The organism is Streptomyces sp. Y1, from assembly GCF_041053115.1.
Taxonomy (GTDB): domain Bacteria; phylum Actinomycetota; class Actinomycetes; order Streptomycetales; family Streptomycetaceae; genus Kitasatospora; species Kitasatospora rubellomurina.
The window spans coordinates 8,094,697-8,113,074 of the sequence record NZ_CP163445.1 but is presented as its reverse complement, the minus strand read 5'-3'; the positions used below and the strand labels follow the sequence as shown (position 1 = coordinate 8,113,074).

At 72.1% G+C, this 18,378-nt stretch carries 20 protein-coding genes; 9 read left to right on the top strand and 11 right to left on the bottom strand.

Translation table 11 applies throughout. The features are described from left to right. Window positions 1-35 precede the first annotated feature (35 nt). Window positions 36-734 carry an alpha/beta fold hydrolase gene (locus tag AB2U05_RS35415; protein ID WP_369185553.1) on the bottom strand — a complete coding sequence of 233 codons (699 nt, stop codon included), beginning with the start codon at window positions 732-734 and terminating at the stop codon, window positions 36-38. 202 nt (window positions 735-936) lie between these two features. On the opposite strand from AB2U05_RS35415, the gene AB2U05_RS35410 reads away from it, so the two are divergent. Beyond that, window positions 937-1,320 (top strand): hypothetical protein, encoded by a 384-nt coding sequence (locus AB2U05_RS35410; protein WP_369185552.1) that lies wholly within the window; start codon window positions 937-939, stop codon window positions 1,318-1,320. Window positions 1,321-1,428: 108 nt separating this feature from the next. Here the strand turns inward: AB2U05_RS35410 and AB2U05_RS35405 are convergent, their stop codons facing one another. From AB2U05_RS35405 to AB2U05_RS35385, 5 genes are all read right to left on the bottom strand, one after another. Next, window positions 1,429-1,989 (bottom strand): carboxymuconolactone decarboxylase family protein, encoded by a 561-nt coding sequence (locus tag AB2U05_RS35405; protein ID WP_369185551.1) that lies wholly within the window; start codon window positions 1,987-1,989, stop codon window positions 1,429-1,431. 105 nt (window positions 1,990-2,094) lie between these two features. Beyond that, a complete protein-coding gene (locus AB2U05_RS35400; RefSeq protein ID WP_369185550.1) occupies window positions 2,095-2,388 on the bottom strand; it encodes a putative quinol monooxygenase in 294 nt (97 codons plus the stop codon). Then, entirely contained in the window at window positions 2,385-3,236 is an 852-nt protein-coding gene (locus AB2U05_RS35395) for a helix-turn-helix domain-containing protein (RefSeq protein WP_369185549.1), read from the bottom strand. The genes AB2U05_RS35400 and AB2U05_RS35395 overlap by 4 nt, the downstream gene beginning before the upstream one ends. A 19-nt stretch (window positions 3,237-3,255) precedes the next feature. Then, entirely contained in the window at window positions 3,256-3,921 is a 666-nt protein-coding gene (locus AB2U05_RS35390; RefSeq protein ID WP_045692532.1) for a response regulator transcription factor, read from the bottom strand. Then, complete coding sequence (locus tag AB2U05_RS35385; protein ID WP_369185548.1) at window positions 3,918-5,069, bottom strand: sensor histidine kinase; 1,152 nt, start codon at window positions 5,067-5,069, stop codon at window positions 3,918-3,920. Before AB2U05_RS35385 ends, AB2U05_RS35390 begins: the two co-directional genes overlap by 4 nt. A 176-nt stretch (window positions 5,070-5,245) precedes the next feature. On the opposite strand from AB2U05_RS35385, the gene AB2U05_RS35380 reads away from it, so the two are divergent. The 8 genes from AB2U05_RS35380 (at window position 5,246) to AB2U05_RS35345 (ending at window position 12,463) form a co-directional block, all read left to right on the top strand. Continuing rightward, the gene (locus tag AB2U05_RS35380; RefSeq protein WP_369185547.1) at window positions 5,246-5,950 is read left to right on the top strand and encodes a hypothetical protein; all 705 of its coding nucleotides are present in this window, start codon (window positions 5,246-5,248) and stop codon (window positions 5,948-5,950) included. After that, window positions 5,947-6,759 carry a hypothetical protein gene (locus tag AB2U05_RS35375; protein WP_369185546.1) on the top strand — a complete coding sequence of 271 codons (813 nt, stop codon included), beginning with the start codon at window positions 5,947-5,949 and terminating at the stop codon, window positions 6,757-6,759. The genes AB2U05_RS35380 and AB2U05_RS35375 overlap by 4 nt, the downstream gene beginning before the upstream one ends. Further along, window positions 6,756-7,676 carry an ABC transporter ATP-binding protein gene (locus tag AB2U05_RS35370; protein ID WP_369185545.1) on the top strand — a complete coding sequence of 307 codons (921 nt, stop codon included), beginning with the start codon at window positions 6,756-6,758 and terminating at the stop codon, window positions 7,674-7,676. The genes AB2U05_RS35375 and AB2U05_RS35370 overlap by 4 nt, the downstream gene beginning before the upstream one ends. A gap of 32 nt (window positions 7,677-7,708) precedes the next feature. Continuing rightward, window positions 7,709-7,870, top strand: a complete 162-nt coding sequence (locus AB2U05_RS35365) for a hypothetical protein (protein WP_369185544.1) — start codon at window positions 7,709-7,711, stop codon at window positions 7,868-7,870. Between the two features lie 150 nt (window positions 7,871-8,020). Beyond that, window positions 8,021-8,764 carry an NUDIX domain-containing protein gene (locus AB2U05_RS35360; protein ID WP_369185543.1) on the top strand — a complete coding sequence of 248 codons (744 nt, stop codon included), beginning with the start codon at window positions 8,021-8,023 and terminating at the stop codon, window positions 8,762-8,764. Then, a complete protein-coding gene (locus AB2U05_RS35355) occupies window positions 8,764-9,924 on the top strand; it encodes a purine phosphorylase (RefSeq protein WP_369186052.1) in 1,161 nt (386 codons plus the stop codon). Before AB2U05_RS35360 ends, AB2U05_RS35355 begins: the two co-directional genes overlap by 1 nt. Continuing rightward, window positions 9,921-11,903, top strand: coding sequence for a hypothetical protein (locus AB2U05_RS35350; RefSeq protein WP_369185542.1), 1,983 nt, complete (start codon window positions 9,921-9,923; stop codon window positions 11,901-11,903). Before AB2U05_RS35355 ends, AB2U05_RS35350 begins: the two co-directional genes overlap by 4 nt. Before the next feature lie 20 nt (window positions 11,904-11,923). Beyond that, on the top strand, window positions 11,924-12,463 hold the full coding sequence (locus AB2U05_RS35345; protein WP_369186051.1) for a hypothetical protein: 540 nt from the start codon (window positions 11,924-11,926) through the stop codon (window positions 12,461-12,463). Window positions 12,464-12,523: 60 nt separating this feature from the next. Here the strand turns inward: AB2U05_RS35345 and AB2U05_RS35340 are convergent, their stop codons facing one another. Genes AB2U05_RS35340 through AB2U05_RS35320 form a run of 5 tightly spaced genes read right to left on the bottom strand, consistent with a single transcriptional unit; the run spans window position 12,524 to window position 18,378 of the window. Next, on the bottom strand, window positions 12,524-13,291 hold the full coding sequence (locus tag AB2U05_RS35340; protein WP_369185541.1) for a 3-oxoacyl-ACP reductase: 768 nt from the start codon (window positions 13,289-13,291) through the stop codon (window positions 12,524-12,526). 5 nt (window positions 13,292-13,296) lie between these two features. After that, window positions 13,297-14,670, bottom strand: coding sequence for an aldehyde dehydrogenase (locus AB2U05_RS35335; protein WP_369185540.1), 1,374 nt, complete (start codon window positions 14,668-14,670; stop codon window positions 13,297-13,299). After that, window positions 14,667-15,410, bottom strand: coding sequence for a gamma-glutamyl-gamma-aminobutyrate hydrolase family protein (locus AB2U05_RS35330; RefSeq protein WP_369185539.1), 744 nt, complete (start codon window positions 15,408-15,410; stop codon window positions 14,667-14,669). The genes AB2U05_RS35335 and AB2U05_RS35330 overlap by 4 nt, the downstream gene beginning before the upstream one ends. Then, complete coding sequence (locus AB2U05_RS35325) at window positions 15,407-16,765, bottom strand: glutamine synthetase family protein (RefSeq protein WP_369185538.1); 1,359 nt, start codon at window positions 16,763-16,765, stop codon at window positions 15,407-15,409. Before AB2U05_RS35325 ends, AB2U05_RS35330 begins: the two co-directional genes overlap by 4 nt. Continuing rightward, window positions 16,762-18,378 carry an amino acid permease gene (locus AB2U05_RS35320; RefSeq protein ID WP_369185537.1) on the bottom strand — a complete coding sequence of 539 codons (1,617 nt, stop codon included), beginning with the start codon at window positions 18,376-18,378 and terminating at the stop codon, window positions 16,762-16,764. The genes AB2U05_RS35325 and AB2U05_RS35320 overlap by 4 nt, the downstream gene beginning before the upstream one ends.

Here is an 18,378-nt window from a genome sequence, read left to right as displayed (position 1 = left end):
CGTCCCGTGGGGCAATCCGCCTGCGGCCCCCTGGGCTACCCAAGACTCAGCACCAGGTCCCGGACCGCACCGGGCCGGGACAGGAACGGGTGGTGGCCGGCGTCGAGTTCGACGACCTTGCCGGCCCGGCGGGCGAACTCGCGCTGGAGGCGCGGCGGGGTGCCGCGGTCCCGGGCGCAGACGAGGTACGTGGAGGGCACCTGCTGCCATGCGGCCGCCCCGACCGGCTGCCCGGTCACGTGCAGGCTCTGCCGGGCGAGGTGGTCCGCCGCCCGCGCCTGGACCTCGGGGTCGCAGTCCTGCAGGAACGTGTCCACCAGCAGCTCGGGGCGAACCCCGAAGGTGCCGGCGTCGGAGTCGATGTCGAGGAACGGGGCGGGGTCGCCGTCCCCGAACTCCGACAGGCTCTGCCCGACCTCGGGCAGGTAGCTGGAGACCAACAGCAGGTGGCGTACCGACCCGACGCCGGCGGCGGCTTCCGCGGTGATGATGCCGCCGTAGCTGTGGGCGACCACAACGGTCGGCTCGTCGCCGGCCTGCAGCACCCGCCGCACCGCCGCGACGTCCTCGGAGAGCCCCGGACCGCCGACGCCGCCGGGCCGGCCCGCCTCGCCACAGCTCGGCAGCGCCGGGGCCACGCTCAGCACCCCCCGCTCCCGCAGCAGCTCTGCGGTGCGGTGCCACCACCACGCCCCGTCCCGCACGCACGCCCCGTGCACGAACACGACCCTCATCGCCGTCTCCACGTCCGCCTCGGCCGCCTTTCGACCAACGGTAGGCGTAGCCGCCGCGACGGGAGGGAGCCGAAAACCGGCGAGCACCCCCTGCCCCGGGCCGCCGGGGGGCGGGATGGTCCGGATGCGGCTCGCCCGTCCGGGTGGTCGACTCGATACAGGGGCAGACGCACCAGTGCCCACGTGGTGAGGGAGGACTGCCATGCCGAAGGTGTCCAAGGAGACGGCGTCCAGGGTCGAGGAGTACGGGCCGGTGGTCGACCGCCGCGAGGAGATGGACGGCTACACGGTCGAGTTCGTCTCCTTCGGTGCCGACGCCGATCTCGACGGCCCGCTGCAGTCGTTGCCCGGCGGGGCGTGCCGGTGCCCGCACTGGGGCTACGTCCTCGCCGGGCGCACGCGCTTCGCGTTCGCCGACCACGAGGAGACGTACGAGACCGGCGACGCGTTCTACGTGCCGCCGGGGCACCGCCCGTACGTGGACGCGGGCACGGAGCTCCTGCAGTTCAGCCCGACCGAGCAACTCGCGGAGACCGAGCGGGCGGTGGCCGAGTGGATGCGCCGGCAGCAGGAGGGAGCCCCGTAGGGCGACGGCGGCGCGGCCCCGTCCGCACGCTCTCGGGGTGCGGGCCGGCGTCGACCGGCCGACACCCGTACGCCGCCCGCCCGCTGCGGCAGTCCCCGGGTTCCCGGGTCAGCGGGCCGGGAACGGGGTTGCCCAGGGTTCCTCGTCCAGGAGGAGTCCGTTGGCCAGGTAGCTGATGGTCCGGTACCAGCCGGCCAGGACGAGGAACTCCAGGAGCTGGGCTTCCTCGTAGTGTTCGCGCAGGTCGTTCCAGGCGGTCGGTGAGAGCCGGGCGCCGTCGTGGAGCTCGTCGACCGCGCGCAGCAGCGCCGCGTGCCGGGGCTGCCATGAGGTCCGGCTCGTGGGGTCGGTGTCAGTGGTCGCCCGGACCTGCTCGGGGGTCAGCCCGACCTGCTGGGAGAAGGCCGCGGCGTGAACGCCCCATTCGTACGCACAACCGGCGCGGGCGGTCGTGCGGGCGATGACGATCTCGCGATCGATGTCGGGGAGGAGTCCGTGGGCCAGCAGGCCGGCGCCCAGCGCGAACATGCGTGACGCCAGGTCCGGGTTCCGGTGCAACACCCGGAACAGTGCCAGTGGTTCGTGTTCGACACCGGGCGGCATCCATCGCCGGAGGGCCTGCTCGATCGGTGCGGGGTAGGGCGGGTCGAGCGGTTCGATGCGGGGCATGCCTTCACTCCTCATGTGGTGTCCGGTTCCTGTACGGGGCGGGACCACTGCCCATCCCCGCAGGACGGCCGGCGGGCTCGGTGCCGCACTTCAGCGGACGAACGTTCAGCGGACGAAGCCGGTGACGACGTCGGTGAGTTCGACCTGCGGTTCGCCGTCCAGGAGCTCCGGGAAGCGCGCCAGCAGACCGGTCACGTAGGGGGCGGCGAAATGGGCGTCGCACGCCGCGCGGTCCGCGTACCGCTCCGCGACCAGGAACCGGCCGCCCTGCCGGCGGCCGACCGTGTAGGCCACCGCCCCCGGCTCCTCCCGGGAGCGCGCCGCGACCTCACACAGGGCTTCCTCGAGAGTGTCTTCCTGCCCGGGCTTGGCCTGCAGGATCGCCACCACCATGGTCATCGCACTTCCCTTTCTCCGAGTCGGTGCCCAGCCTGGCCGGGATCGCGCAGCGGCTGATAGTAGAAATGCGACAGTCCCCGGCCCAGCAGTGCGGTCGGGCGCTGGTCGGTGAAGTGCCGGAACTCCCGGATGAAGTGGTTCTGGTCGTAGAAGCCCGCGCCCAACGCGGCCGGCAGATAACGGCGTTGGTCCTCCAGCAGCAGGGCGCGGGTGAGCTTCTGGAACCTGGCCAGGCGCTGGAACCCTTTCGGGCCCGCCCCGACCGCCGGCGGGAAGGCCCGCTGCAGCCGTCTGGCGCCGACCCCGAGCCGCTCGGCCAGTGCGTCCATCCGCAGGTCGCCGGGGCTGCGGTACACCAGGCGCACCGCGGCGTCCATCCACGCGTCGGCCCGGTGGTGGCCGTCGAGCAGCCCGGTGAGGAAGCGGTCGAGGACGTCCGTGCGAGCGCCCGGATCGGCGGCCAGGCGCACCTCGTCGGTCATCCGCCGGCCCGCCGGGCCCCACAGGTCGGCGGCGCTCACCACCTGGTCGGCCACGTCGTCGACGCCGGGGCCGAGGAAGTGGCGCAGGGCACCGGCCCGGAACCGGACGGCCACGAAGCCGACTGCCGCGCGCGAGGTCAGTGACCAGCGCGTCTGCCGCAGGCAGACCAGGTGCGCGGCGGGCAGCGGCCGCGGCGGCAGTCCGTCCGCTGGGCACGGCTCGACCCCGCCCGTGTAGTGGATCCACAGTTCGGCGCCCGTTCCGGGCAGCAGCAGCGGAAGGTCGCCGGCCTCCCCCTCGCACCACCAGTACCGCTCGACGAAGGCCCGCAGAGCCGGCTCCGGTGACGCGTGCGCGATTCGCATGGTTCCCCCGCTGTTGGCGCTATCGGCCGGCGCTGCCCGGCATGAGGCGGGATTCCCAGGCCCAGGCGGTGATCTCGCTGCGGTTGCGGGCTCCGAGCTTGTGCTGGATCGCGGCGAGGTGGCCCTTCACGGTGCTGACGGAGATGAAGAGGGCGGCGGCGATCTCCTGGTTGGTGCTGCCCCGGGCGACAGCGCGGATGACCTCGGTTTCCCGGTCGGTGAGCGGGGTGTCGGGCCGGCGGGCGGACGGGGTTCCGACGGCGGCGAGGTCGCGGAGCAGGCGCCGGGTGATCGACGGGGAGATCAGGGCGTCCCCGACGCTGGCGGCCCGCACGGCGGCGGTGAACAGGGTGGGGTCGCCGTCCTTGAGGACGAAGCCGAGGGCTCCGGCCTGGAGGGCGCCGTGGACGTACTCGTCGAGTCCGAAGGTGGTGACGATGACGACCCGCAGCGGGTCGGCGATGCCCGGGCCGGCGAGTGCGCGGGTGACGTCGATGCCGTCGAGGAGGGGCATGCGGATGTCGACGAGGCAGACGTCGGGCCGCAGTCGGCGGGCCAGGGCGACGGCCTCGGCGCCGTCGCGTGCTTCCGCGACGACGGTGATGTCGGGCTCGTCCTCCAGGATGAGGCGCAGGCTGGTGCGGATCATGGCCTGGTCGTCGGCGAGCAGGACGCTGATGCTCATCGACGGTCTCCGGCTCGCAGGGGCAGGGTGGCCCGTACCGTCCAGCCGGTGCCGGGCCGCGGGCCGGCGTCGAGCGTACCGCCCAGCGCCTCGACGCGCTCGCGCATGCCGACCAGACCGTAGCCGCCGCGCGGGGACGGGCGGTTCGGGGGGTGCGACGGAGCGTCGTCGCCGACCTCGACCGTGAGGTCCGGACGGCCCTGGTCGATGGTGACGGTGACGGCGCGAGCGCCGCGGGCGTGGCGGACGATGTTGGTCAGGGATTCCTGGACGACCCGGTACACGGTGGTGGTGACCACGGGCGGCCAGTTCGTCGCCCCGGTGGGCAGCCGGAGGTCGACGGCCGGTCCGTGCTCCTCGAAGCGGCGGACCAGGTCGACGAGTTGCTCCGGCCCGGCGGTGACGGCGGCGCCGTCCTCCGCGTCGCGGAGCAGGGCGACCACCCGTCGCATCGCGTCCATGGCGTCGGTGCCCGAGCGCTCGATGTCCGCCAGGGCGGAGGCGAGGTGGTCGGGCTGCTTGCGGAGCATGATCCGGGCGGCGTGGGTGTGCATCACGATGCCGGCGACGTGGTGGGCGACGACGTCGTGCAACTCCCGGGCCAGGGCCAGGCGTTCGTCTCGCCGTACCGCCTCGACGGTGGCCCGGCGGCGATGCTCCAGGAAGCGCAGGAGGAGCCCCGTACCGAGGCCGACCGACCAGCCCTTGACGCCGGCGTGGAACGAGCCGACGGCAGTCGAGGTGGAGGCGAGCCGGCCGAGTGCCGTGACCGCGAGTCCGGCGGCGGCGACCGCCACGGCTCGCCGGGGCGGCAGCGCCCGCACCGCCGAGCCGGCGAGGACGGCCAGCGCCAAGGACGCGGCGACGCCGGGCTGATCGGTCAGGTACCCCCTGCTGGAGGCGAGGACGGCGGCAGCCGCGGCGGCCAGGCCGACTGACGCGGCGACCAGCCGGTCGCGCCCCCGGAGCAGCGCCGCGAGGCACACCACCGCGCTGAGGCCGAAGTCGAGCAGCCAGTCCCGGCGCCCCGCGTCGGCATGCTGGTAGGCCGTCGCTGCCAGCACCGCCGCGAAGGCGAGCCCGAGCAGGACGTCGGTTCGTCCGGCGGCCCGTGCGCCCAGTGCGGCAAGCCGTTCCCTGATCCTCACGGCGCTCAGACTACGGAACCGGGGCACGACCGGTGTACCGGCCGAAAGGACCGTTCCGATCCGCCCGTTCCGTACTTTCGGCCGGTACGGCCCGCGGTCGGCGTGAGCAGGCTTGACGGCATGCAACGAGACCTCGAAACACCCCGCGGCGACGCGGGGCCCGTACGAGCCGGCAGGTGGACGTGAACCGGCCCACCTGGGACCGCCTCCGGCTGGAGCTGCGGATCATCGGCATCGCCGCGCCGGTGACGGCGATGGCGGCACCGCTGGGCGGCGCGATCCTGGTGATCGTCATGCGTGCCACCGGGGCCGCCACGGAGCACCTCGACCTCGCCGCCGGCGCCGTCCTGGCGGGCTTCGCCCCGCTCGGCACCGCCGTCGCGGCCTGCTCGATCGTGGGGCGTGATCCCGGCGCCGAACTGGTCATGACCAGCACGGTCTACCGCCGGGTGCTGTTCCTGCGGGTCGGCCTGGTGGTGGTCCCGGCGGCCCTGGTCACGCTGGTGGACGCCGTCGCGTTCCGCGCCCTGGACGCATGGCCCGAGGGGCAGGGCACCGGCGGCTACGTCCTGGTGTGGGCCCCGCCGATGCTCTGGCTGGTCGCCCTGGCGATGCTCATCGCCATCGGCCTGCGCAGCCCGGGCGCCGCGAGCGGCCTGATCGGGGGCATCTGGCTGGCCCAGGACCTGATGAAGCGCGCCCTCCTGGACCACCCGGTGCTGCGGGCGCAGTACCTGTTCCTCGGCGTCGACGCCGAGGTCCCGGCGCACGAATGGACCGTCAACCGCATCGCCCTGCCCGCCGTCGGCGTCGCCGCCGTGATCGCGGCCGGCCTGCTGCTGGGGCGTCCCGAACGATTCGTGGGGAGCGAGACCGCATGACCACCGTCCTTCAGCGCACCGCCCCGCCCACCGCAGCTCGCGGCTGGTGGGCGAAGACCGTCGCGGCCGCCCGCTACGAGTACCTGATGCAGGTGCGCCGCCCGGCGGTCTGGGTGGTCGTGCTCGGGCTGATCGCGCTGCGCTGCGCGTCGCCCTTCCCGCCGGGTTTCACCAGCTCGACGGACCTGCCCTTCCTGGTCGCGGACTGGGCGGGCAACTTCGTCATGCTGTGCCCGATCGGCGTCGGCGCCGTCCTCGCCGACCGCGCCCGGCGGGAGTCCCGGCTGGAGCTGAACGACCTCCTGGCCTCGACGCCCACCGGCATCGGCCCGCGCCTGTGGGGCAAGGCCATCGGCGCCGGCGCGGCGACCATCACACCGGTCGCCGTCGCCTGGGCGGGCCTGCTCGGCTACCTGACCGCCCAGCACGGAGCCGGGGTGATCCCGGTCGGCCTCGCGGCGTTCGCCGCCGTCGTCCTGCCCGGGCTGGTCTTCATCTCGGCCTGCTCGGTCACCGTCCCGTACCTGACCGGGCCCGTGCTCTACCGGATCGGCGTGTTCGGCTACTGGATCTGGGGCAACATGGTCGGCCCGCGCTTCGGGATCCCCACCCCCGCCGGCACGCCCTTCGAAGCCATCGGCGAGTACCCGGCCGGCGCCTGGTTCCACGGCACCCTGTTCGACGCCAGGCAGCGGGGAATCACCCCGACCGGCGGCGAGGCCGTCCTCAGCATCGCCTTCCTGCTGCTCATGGCGCTCGCCACCCTCATGATCACCCAGCTCGTGCTCACCCGGAGGAACCCGTCATGACCGCGCCCGACGTGACCATCACCGATCTGACCGTCACCTTCCGGCGCGGCGAGGTCCGCGCCCTCGACGGCATCAGCCTGCGCCTGCCCGTCGGCATGGTCGGTCTGCTCGGCCCCAACGGAGCAGGCAAGACCACCTTCATGCGGGTCCTGACCGGGGTCCTGCTGCCGAGCTCGGGCAGCGTCGCGGTGGACGGCACCGAGCTCACCTCGCGCGGCCGGCGCCAGGAGGTCAGGGCCACCACCGGCTACCTCCCTCAGGAGCTCGGCCTGTACCCGGACTTGACGGCCCGCCAGTTCCTCGACTACATGGCGCTGCTCAAGGGCATCACCGACCGGCGCGCCCGCCGCGCCCGCGTCGAGGAGGTCCTCGAACTGGTCTCGCTCGGCGATGTCGCCCACCGGAAGGTGAAGGGCTACTCGGGCGGCATGAAGCGCCGCGTGGGCATCGCCCAGGCCATCCTGAACGACCCCCGGCTGCTGATCGTCGACGAACCCACCGTGGGACTGGACCCCGAGGAGCGGCTGCGGTTCCGCGCCCTGCTCGCCAGGCTGGCCGGCGACCGGACGGTGCTGCTCTCCACCCACATCGTCGACGACGTCGTGCAGACCTGCCCGAACGTCGTGGTGATCGAGCGCGGGCGGGTCGCCTTCCAGGGCGCCGTCGGCGACCTCGCCACCCGCGCCGAGGGCATGGTGTGGCACCTCACCCAGCCGGCCACCGCCCCGCCACCCGGCCTCCCCACCGTCAACGTCACCCCCGGCTCGACCGGCACCACGTACCGGGTCATCAGCCCCACCAGCCCCGCCCCGGACGCGGAGCGCGTCAGCGCCACCGTCGAGGACGGCTACATCGCCCTGATGCACGGCACCGCCCCGGAGCGGACCCAGCCCGGCCCCGACCTCCGCGTCGGCTGACCCCAGCCCCGTCGACACCCGAGGACCAGACGATGCCCCAGCAGCCACTCACCGCCGCCCTGGCCGCCGCCGACACCACCGGCTTCCACCCCGGCTTCCCCTTCTTCGCGGAGTGGGCCCTCATCCTCGGCGCCGCCATCGGCGTCCCCCTCTACGTCGTCCGCCTACTGCGCGATCGCCGCAGGAGCCGCTGAGCACCTGCCTGAGCACGGAAGTGCCAACGGGGGTGGTGCCGTGTGGATGCCGGCATGCCGCTTGGGCGCCGAGGCTGCGGAGTCATGCGCACGGCAACTCCGCCACCCCCTTATTGTGCAAGTGACAGTAACTGAAGTACCGTGCAGACCATGCAAGATGACGTGTGGTCACCGACGCCCGTCCTGCTGACGGTCGATCTCGTGATCCTGACGCTGCGGGAGAACCGCCTGCACGTTCTCCTGGTGGAGCGGGGCGGGGATCCCTTCCGGGGCATGCTCGCCCTGCCCGGAGGATTCCTGAACCACGACGGTGAGGAGATCCTGGATGCCGCCCACCGCGAACTGAGTGAGGAGACGGCCCTGGCCGCCGGCTGGGTGCACCTTGAACAGCTGGCCGTGTACGGGGATTCGGGCCGCGATCCGCGGGGCCGAGTCGTCTCGGTGGCCCACCTGGCGATCGCACCGGGGCTGCCCGACCCGGTCGCTGGCACGGATGCCGCCGATGCCGCGTGGGTTCCCGCGGAAGCCGTCCTGTCCGGCGAGGTGGAGCTCGCCTTCGACCACCGTCGAATCGCCGCGGACGGGATCGAACACGCGCGCACCAAGCTCGAGTTCTCGGCGCTGGCCACGGCGTTCTGCGGGGAGAACTTCACCATCGCGGAACTGCAGCAGGTGTACGAGGCCGTCTGGGGCACCGAACTCGACACCCGCAACTTCTACCGGAAGGTCCAGGCCGCGAAGGGGTTCATCGTCCCTGTCGGCACGGATCGCAGGACCACGGGAGGACGGCCCGCACGGCTGTACCGGGCCGGCCCGAAAACCGTGCTGTTCCCACCGCTGATCCGACCCGCGCCATTCGCGACGGAAGAGAACACGAGAGGGGAAGAGGAATGATGTCGAACGGCCCGGTGGTGGTTCTGACCGCCCTCAATCTCGAGTACCAGGCTGTCCGCCAGAGGCTGGCGGATCCGCAGGTGCATCGCCATGAGCGTGGTACCCGGTTCGAGGTGGGGACCGTGCAGGGCACGTCGTGCCGTGTCGCACTCGGTCTGACGAGCAAGGGGAACCACTCCGCCGCGGTGATCGCCGAACGCGCGATCCAGGAGTTCTCGCCGGTGGCGGTGCTGTTCGTCGGGGTCGCCGGCGCCCTGTGGGACACCGTCAGGCTGGGCGACGTGGTGATGGCGACCCACGTGTACGCCTACCACGGTGGGACCAGCGAGGACGACGGACTCAAAGCCCGCCCCCGGGTGTGGGAAGCGCCGCACGGCATCAGCCAGCTCGCCTCGCACCTGGCCCGGTTGAACGACTGGGCCGAGCCCGCGCCCGGTCACGCGGACGCGCCGCAGGTGCGCTTCGGGGCGATCGCCGCAGGTGAGGTCGTCCAGAACTCGAGGATCTCGGCCGAGGCGAAGTGGATCCGACAGCACTACAACGACGCACTCGCCGTCGAGATGGAGGCGGCCGGCGTGGCACAGGCCGGCCACCTCAACGGAGCACCGGTGGCCATCGTCCGGGGGATCAGCGACCGGGCGGACGGCACGAAGAACAGTGCGGATGACCGCAACTGGCAGCCGCGGGCCGCCGCGAACGCGGCGGCGTTCGCTACCCGGCTGGCAGTGGAACTGGTGGGGGAAGAGGAGGAGGCCACCTTGCGCAGGGACGACAGGGCCCGTTCGGCAGACGGGTTCGACCGAGGTGTCAGCAACACCGCCCACAACAGCACCGTCGGCATCATGGCTGGCTCGGTCACGGGCAGCAGCGTGCACATGAACACGGTCCCGAAGTCATCCCCGACCGACCTGATCGCGGAACTGAACGGTTTCCGGGAGCAGTTGGGACAGCACCGCGCCGAGGGCTCCCTCGACGAGGACACCTACCGAGAGGCTCTGACCGATCTGGGCTCCGCCCTCCGGGCGGCCGGGGGAAACACCCCCGAATCGTCGAAGCGGACGGTCATGACGCTCAGGAGGCTGCGCGGATTGGTCATCGACTGCCCCGCACTGGTCGCCGCGCTGGCGTCGTTGATCGCCGCTGCCGGTGACCCGGCATGAGCGACAGCGATAGTGCCACGTACAACTCTGCCGCCCACGGCTCCACCGTGGGGATCCAGGCCGAGACCGTCCACAACTCCAACGTCTACTTCGTCCACCCGGACGCCTCGCCGCAGGAGAAGTACCGGGTGGGTGTGCGGCTCCTGGAGGACGGCGTCCCCGGCCGCGCCCGCACGATGATCACTGATGCGATGGCCCACGGGTACGAGAGCGCAGAGGTGCGTTTCCACTGGGTGCTCGCCATGTTCAGCGCGCGCACCTATCAGGACCTCAGCGGCGAGGAGGTCCGAGGACTGCACTACGCCTCCGGGCGCCTGCAGGCCTACGCCGAGGACGGGTGGAAGGAAGCCCTGCGCCTCACCTTCGACCTGCTGGCGGTCCTCAGCGCCGACAACGGCGAGACTGGCCCCGTGCTGAAGCAGTTGCAGGACCTGCCGCCTCGCCAGCGCGACGCGATCCTCCGCCACCTCGACCTCATGCTCACCGGAGGGCTGAAGGACGACCTGTGGGCGGAGACCTGCGAACGGGCGAGGGCCGAGCGCTTCGGCAACGACCGGGTCCGGCGGGTCTGGGCCTACTTCGAACCCGTCCCCATCGGGGCGCGGGCCGTGCCGCCCCGCCCGAGCACCGCGGCCGCCGCCCGGGCGGGCTTACCCGTCCGGGCGGTCCTGTTCGTCGTCAGCGGCGCGCTCCTCTGGGGCCTGGCGCTGGTCGCGGATCCGGTTCCGGCGGGCGTCGAGTTGCTGGTGGCGCTCGGCGCGGGTCTGACCGCGGCCCGCTTCGGCGTCCAGTGGTGGTGCCAGGAACCCCGGTCGGACCTCACGGCCGGGATCGAGGTCCCGCAGCCGGGCGGTCCCGCCTCCGCCGTCAACGGGTTCACCGGCCAGGTCCGCCATGCGTTCGATCACTACTTCAGCGTCCGCACGCCCTACGGGTTCACCCCGGAGGCCTGGCTCGCCCACACCGCTCAGGTCCGCAGCGGCCTCGCCGCCGAGATCGCGGACCTCTACCGGGAGAGCCGGATCGGTGTGGGACGGGTCACCTGGTTGATCCGGTACCTCGCCGAGGACGCCCGGAACCGCCACAACAACGGCACCCTGTTCGATCAGGAGCACCAGGACCGGACTCCGGTCAGGACGAAGGCCCTTACCGTGGCGGCCCTGGCCGCGCTCGGCGTCGCGACTCTGACCGCGTTCGGAACGGCGGTCTCGGGTGCCGCCGCGCCGCGGCCACTGTGGGCGTTCCTGGCCGTACTCGGTGCGGCCTGGTCCGGGCACGCGGCCGCTTCCCGGTGGCTGGAGGCCCTGCGCGAGGAACACCGGCTGGCCCGGGAGACCCGGAAGTACCAGGAACAGCTGACCGCACGACAGATCGCCCACCAGCGCTGGCAGTCGTTCCTGGATGAAACGCGCCCCACCGAGCTGGAAATGGAGACCTGGCTCACCTGCGACAAGACCTTGTTCATCGACGAGGCGCTCCGGTACCACCGGCTCACCTGGCGCGACCTGATCACCCACACCATCCTGGTGGCCCCGGGGCCCTCCGCCAAACGGGGCCGGGTCCGGGGCGGCCCCTTGCGGTACTCGCGCTACGTCTTCCGCCTGTTCCTGTTCACCCAGGACGGCGTCCGCGAGGTCAGCTCCGAGTTTACCTTCTCCGACGCGACGTGCAAGAACGAGCAGCGGAACAACTACCGGTTCGACGCGCTGTCCTCCGTGCAGGTGACGGAGAACGCCGACATCGGCTACGACCTGGAGCTCCTTCTCACCAACGGCCCGGCCCTGAAGATCCGCGTCAAGGACGCCGACGCGCATCAACTGGCCCCGGACGAGCACTCCCAGGAGATCTCCGCGATCAGCCTCAGCGCGGCCGGCTCCACCCACGCCTTCCGCCTCCTGGAGGGGATAGCGGCCGAAGGGAAGGGCTGGATCGAACGGCGCGGCCCCGACAACCTGACGCCCTTCCGGATCGCCGGCTGATCCTGAACTCGAGCATGGGAATGCCTGTGACCTCCACGGACGACGTCACCGAGAGCAAGATCCTGCTGGCCGAGTACGACTGTCTCAAGGAGGAACAGAAGACCCGCATCGGGTTCCGCGACAACCTGCTCTACTTCACGCTCGCCGCGGCCACCGCGGTCATGGCGGTCACCGTCCAGAGCGGACAGCTCCCACTGCTGCTCTCCGTCCCCGCGATCTGCCTGATCCTGGGCTGGACCTACCTGGTCAACGACGAGAAGATCTCGGCGATCGGCTGCTACGTCCGCGACCAGCTGGGGCCGCGCCTGGGGGAACTCGCCTCCGCCCACGGCACGGTGTTCGGGTGGGAGACCTACCATCGCAACGTCGCGGGCCGCACCCTGCGCAAGCGGCTTCAGACCGCGGTGGACCTGTTCGCGTACGTGGTCCTGCCCATGGTCTGCACGACCGCGTTCTGGTGCTCGCGCACCGTTCAGCCCCTGCTCGTGCTCGCTTCTCTCGTGCAGACGCTCGCCCTGGTTGTTCTGGGCTGGCAGTTCCTGCGCCGTGCGGAGCGGTAGCGCGTGCGGCTCGCCCGCCCCCGCTTGGTGGCGGGGGCGGGCGAGCCGGGGCCGGGGCTGTTACTGCGGGGTGACGTAGGCGCCGGAGATGCCGCCGTCGACGAGGAAGGTGTTGGCGGTCATGAACGACGAGTCGTCGGAGGCGAGGAAGGCCACCGCGGCGGCGATCTCCTCGGGTTCGGCGAAGCGGCCGAGCGGGATGTGGACCAGGCGGCGGGCGGCGCGCTCCGGGTCCTTGGCGAAGAGCTCCTGGAGCAGCGGGGTGTTGACCGGCCCGGGGCAGAGCGCGTTGACGCGGATGCCCTCGCGGGCGAACTGCACGCCCAGCTCGCGGGACATGGCCAGCACGCCGCCCTTGGAGGCGCTGTAGGAGATCTGCGAGGTGGCCGCGCCCATCACGGCGACGAAGGAGGCGGTGTTGATGATCGAGCCCTTGCCCTGGCGCTGCATGTGCGGGATCGCGTACTTGCAGCACAGGTAGACGCTGGTGAGGTTGACCTCCTGGACGCGCTTCCAGGCGTCCAGGCCGGTGGTGAGGATGGAGTCGTCGTCCGGCGGGGAGATGCCCGCGTTGTTGAAGGCGATGTCGAGCCGGCCGAACTCGTCGACGGCCCGCTGGAAGAGGTCGCGCACCCCGTCCTCGTCGGTGACGTCGACCTGGACGAACAGGCCGCCGACCTCGTTCGCGGCCTTCTCGCCGCTCTCGGGGTCGAGGTCGGCGCAGACCACCTTCGCCCCCTCGGCGGCGAACCGGCGGGCGGTCGCCAGGCCGATGCCGCTGCCCGCGCCGGTGATGACGGCCACCCGGCCGTCGAGTCGCTGGGTCATGCTGATCATTCCTCCGTGGAGATGAAGACGTTCTTGGTCTGGGTGAAGGCGTCGAGGGCGTCCGGGCCGAGCTCGCGGCCCAGGCCGGACTGCTTGAAGCCGCCGAACGGCGTGGTGTAGCGCACCGAGGAGTGCGAGTTGACGGACAGATTGCCGGCGTCGACGCCGCGCGAGACCCGCAGGGCGCGCCCGACGTCCCTGGTCCAGATCGAGCCGGACAGGCCGTACTCGGTGGCGTTGGCGATGCGCAGGGCGTCCTGTTCGTCGCGGAACGGGACGACCGTGACGACCGGTCCGAAGATCTCCTCGGTGAAGGCCGGGTCGTCGTCCCGCACGGGCGCGAGCACGGTCGGCGGGTACCAAAAGCCGGGCCCGTCCGGGGCGCTGCCGCGGAAGGCGATCGCGGCCCCGTCCGGGACGTAGGAGGAGACCCGCGCCCGGTGGGCGGCGGAGATCAGCGGGCCCATCTCGGTCTTCTCGTCGGCCGGGTCGCCGACCCGCACGCCGCGGACGGCGGGCTCCAGCAGCGCCATGAAGTCCTCGAACACCGACGCCTCGACGAGGATCCGGGAGCGGGCGCAGCAGTCCTGGCCGGCGTTGTCGAAGACGGCGTAGGGGGCCGTCGCGGCGGCCTTGGCGAGGTCCGCGTCGGCGAAGACGATGTTGGCGCTCTTGCCCCCGAGTTCGAGGGTGACGGGTTTCACCTGGGCCGCGCAGCCCGCCATGATCTCCTTGCCGACCCGGGTCGAGCCGGTGAACACCACCTTGCGCACGTCGGGGTGGGTGACGAAGCGCTGTCCGACGACCGGGCCGCGTCCGGGCAGGATCTGCAGCACCCCTTCGGGGATCCCGGCCCGGAGGGCGAGTTCGCCGAGGCGCAGGGCGGTGAGCGGGGTGAGTTCGGCCGGTTTGACGATGACGGTGTTGCCGGCGGCCAGCGCCGGGGCGAGGGCCCAGGCGGCGATCGGCATCGGGAAGTTCCAGGGCACGATCACGCCGACGACGCCGATCGGCTCCTGGAAGGTGACGTCGATGCCGCCGGCGACGGGGATCTGCCGGCCGAACAGCCGCTCGGGCGCGGCGGCGTAGTACTCGATGACGTCCCGCGCGTTGCCCGCCTCCCAGCGCGCGTTGCCGATGGTGTGGCCGGCGTTGGCGACCTCCAGGGCGGCGAGGTGCTCCCGGTCGGCGTCGACGGCGGCGGCGAAGGCGCGCAGCAGCCGGGCCCGGTCGGCGGGCGCCACCCGGCGCCAGGTGTCGAACGCGGCGCGGGCGCGGGCGACGGCGGCGTCGGTCTCGGCGAGGCCCGCCAGTTCGACGGTGGTGATCACCTCCTCGGTGGCGGGGTTGACGACCTCGTGGAGGTCCGGTTCGGTCATGGGCTGGTCTCCCCTGGGGTGGCGGTGGTGCGGCTCGCGGTGGTGCGGCCGGCGGCGGTCAGGGCGTGGAAGAGGCGTATGTCGTCGGGGTCGGTCTCGGGGTGCCACTGGACGCCCAACGCGAAGCGGCGGCCCGGCAGTTCGATCGCCTCGACGGTGCCGTCCGCGCTCCAGGCGGTGGCCCGCAGACCGGCGCCGAGCCGGTCGACGGCCTGGTGGTGGTAGCAGGAGACCTCGGTGGCCGCCCCGAGGACGGCGGCGAGCCGGCTGCCGTCCACCAGCCCGACCCGGTGGCGGACGAAGCGGGCGGGGACGATCTGGTGGCTCCCGTCCGGCAGGTGCTGGAGGAGGGTGCCGCCGAGTTCGACGTTGAGCAGTTGCATGCCGCGGCAGATGCCGAGCACCGGCAGGTCCCGCGCGAGGGCGGCGCCGAGGAGCCGGCTCTCCCAGTCGTCGCGGGCGTGGTGGGGCGGGCCGGTGCGCGGATCGGCGGGCGCCGCGTAGCGGGCCGGGTCGATGTCCGGTCCGCCGGCGAGGACGAGCCCGTCCAGGACGTCGAGCAGGTGTCCGACCCCGCCGGGTTGCGGTGGCAGCAGCACCGGGGTGCCGCCCGCGCGGACGACGGCGTCGACGTACGTCTGGGGCACCAGGGAGGCGCGCTGGTTCCAGACGGACCAGGCGGCGTCGTCCTGGTAGCCGGTGATGCCGATCAGCGGTGGTCGGCGGTCGCCGCCGGTCACAGTCGCTCGAATCCGCGGCGCCGCTCCCAGTCGGTCACCGCCCGCTGGTAGGAGGCGAGTTCGGTCCGTCCGGCGTGGGTGTAGTGCCGGACGACGTCCTTGCCGAAGGCCTCGGTGGCGACGGCGCTGCGCTCGAAGGCGTCGACGGCGTCGCGCAGGGTGGCGGGCACCCGGGGTGCGTTGGAGGTGTACGCGTTGCCGGTGAACTCCGGTTCGAGTTCGAGCTGTTGCTCGACGCCGTGCAGTCCGGCCGCGATCAGGGCGGCGACCGCGAGGTACGGGTTGACGTCGCCGCCGGGGACGCGGTTCTCGAAGCGCAGCGAGGGGCCGTGGCCGACCACGCGCAGGGCGCAGGTGCGGTTGTCGCGGCCCCAGGCGATGGCGGTGGGCGCGAAGCTGCCGGGCACGTAGCGCTTGTAGGAGTTGACGGTGGGTGCGAGCAGCAGGGCGAAGTCGGCCAGGCAGGCGAGCTGTCCGGCGAGGAAGTGCTCCATGGTGCGGGAGAAGCCGTGCGGCCGGTCGCCGGCGAAGACCGGGGCGCCGTGCTCGTCGCGCAGGCTCAGGTGGATGTGGCAGGAGTTGCCCTCGCGTTCGTCGTACTTCGCCATGAACGTGAGGCTGCATCCCTCCTGGGCGGCGATCTCCTTGGCGCCGGTCTTGTAGACGGCGTGGTTGTCGCAGGTGGTGAGGGCGTCGGCGTACTTGAAGGCGATCTCGTGCTGGCCGAGGTTGCATTCGCCCTTGGCGGACTCGACGGTGAGGCCGGCGCCGGCCATGTCGTTGCGGAGCCTGCGCAGCAGGGGCTCGATCCGGCCGGTGCCGAGGATGGAGTAGTCGACGTTGTACTGGTTGGCCGGGGTGAGCCGGGTGTAGTCCTTGTCCCAGGCCTGCTCGTAGCTGTCCCGGAAGACGATGAACTCCAGCTCGGTGGCGGCGTGGGCCTGCCAGCCGTAGCCGGCGAGCCGGTCCAGCTGGCGTTGCAGGATCTGGCGCGGGGAGACGGAGACCGGGGTGCCGTCGTGGTGGGTGACGTCGCACTGGACCATGACGGTGGCGGGGTGCCAGGGGACGGCCCGCAGGGTGGCGAGGTCGGGGCGCAGCGTCAGGTCGCCGTAGCCGCCGTCCCAGGAGGAGACCTCGTACCCGTCGACGGTGTCCATGTCGACGTCGACGGCGAGCAGGTAGCCGCAGCCCTCCGCGGCGCCGGGGACGACGTCGTCGAGGAAGTACTCGGCGGCGACGCGTTTTCCCTGCAGGCGCCCCTGCATGTCGGTCATGGCGAGCACGACGGTGTCGACGGACCCGTCGGCGACGCGGTCCCGCAGTTCGTCGAGGGTGAGCCGGGGGCTGGTCATCGGACCTCCAGTTCGGTGTCGCGTGCGCCGGTTTCGGGTGGTGTGCCCTGGACGTGGGGCCCGGTGAACCAGTGCCGGGCGGAGGCCAGCCACCACAGTCCGGCGAAGCCGACGACGACGGCCACGGCGACGGGGGTGTAGTTGAAGCTCTCGGTGGTGATCGGGCTGGCGGTGGGGAGCATGAACAGGACGGTGATCACCGCGGTCCAGCCGACCGCGACGAGGCCGATCGGCCGGCTCCACCGGCCGAGGTGCCAGGGGCCGCGGGGGAAGTCCTCGCCCTGGCGCAGCCGCAGGTAGACCGGGATGACGTAGGAGATGTAGAGGCCGATGACGGAGATGGAGGTCACGGCGGTGTAGGTGGTGGTGTTCCAGAGCGCGGGCAGGCCGAGCAGCAGCGCGCCGCCGGTCGCCAGCCAGACCGCGTTGGTCGGGGTCTGGGTGCGCGGGTCGATGCGGTGCCACAGGCGGGAGCCGGGGAGCGCGCCGTCCCGGGAGAAGGCGTAGATCATGCGGGAGTTGGCGGTGACGGAGGCCATGCCGCAGAAGAACTGGGCGCCGATCACGATGAGCAGGAGGAACTCGGCGCCGCCGGCGCCGATCGCGTCGATGAAGATCTGTGCGGGCGGGACCTGGGTGTCGCTGTTGAGCGCGCCGTCGTAGTCGCGGACCGCGAAGGTGATGCCGAGCAGCAGGATCCAGCCGGCCACCAGGGAGACGGTGATGGCGTTGACGATGCCGCGCGGGCCGGAGCGGGCGGCGTCCTGGGTCTCCTCGGTCATGTGGGCGGAGGCGTCGTAGCCGGTGAGGGTGTACTGGGCCATCAGCAGGCCGAGCAGCGCGACGTAGAACTGGCTGTGGAAGCCGGTCTGGTTGACGAACTCGGTGAGGACGAAGGAGACGGAGGCGTGCCGGTCGGGGAGGAAGGCGAGCGCGCCGACGATGATCGCGACGCCGACCAGGTGCCACCACACGGACACGCTGTTGAGGACGGCGACCAGGCGCACCCCGAAGGTGTTGAGCAGGCCGTGCGCCAGCAGGATGACGGCGAAGATCTCCATGGTGTGCGCGGGGCTGGCCTCGACGCCGAAGCGGAGCGTGAGGAACGCGTTGGTGAAGAAGGCGGCGCCGTAGTCGACGCTGGCCGTCACCGCGACCTGGCCGAGGAAGTTGAACCAGCCGGTGAACCAGCTCCAGGCCGGGCCGCGGGTGCGGGTCAGCTTGGCGGACCAGTAGTAGAGCCCGCCGGCCGTCGGGTAGCTGGAACAGATCTCGGCCATCGCCAGCCCGACGCAGAGCGTCAGCAGGCCGACCACCGGCCAGCCCCAGACGATCAGGGCCGGGCCTCCGGTCTTCATCCCCGTTCCGTACAGGGTCAGGCAGCCGGAGAGGATCGACACGATGGAGAAGGAGACGGCGAAGTTGGAGAAGCCCGACATCGAGCGGGCCAGTTCCTGGGTGTAGCCCAGTTCGCGGAGCCGCTCCTCGTCGGCGGAAACGGGGGCGGAAACGGGGGTAGTGGGAGCGTCGGCGGAAACCGGAGCGGAAACGGGGGCGGTGTTCGCCGGAAACACTTCGGGGGCAGGGTGGTCGGGTGAGCGTGCGTCGGTCAT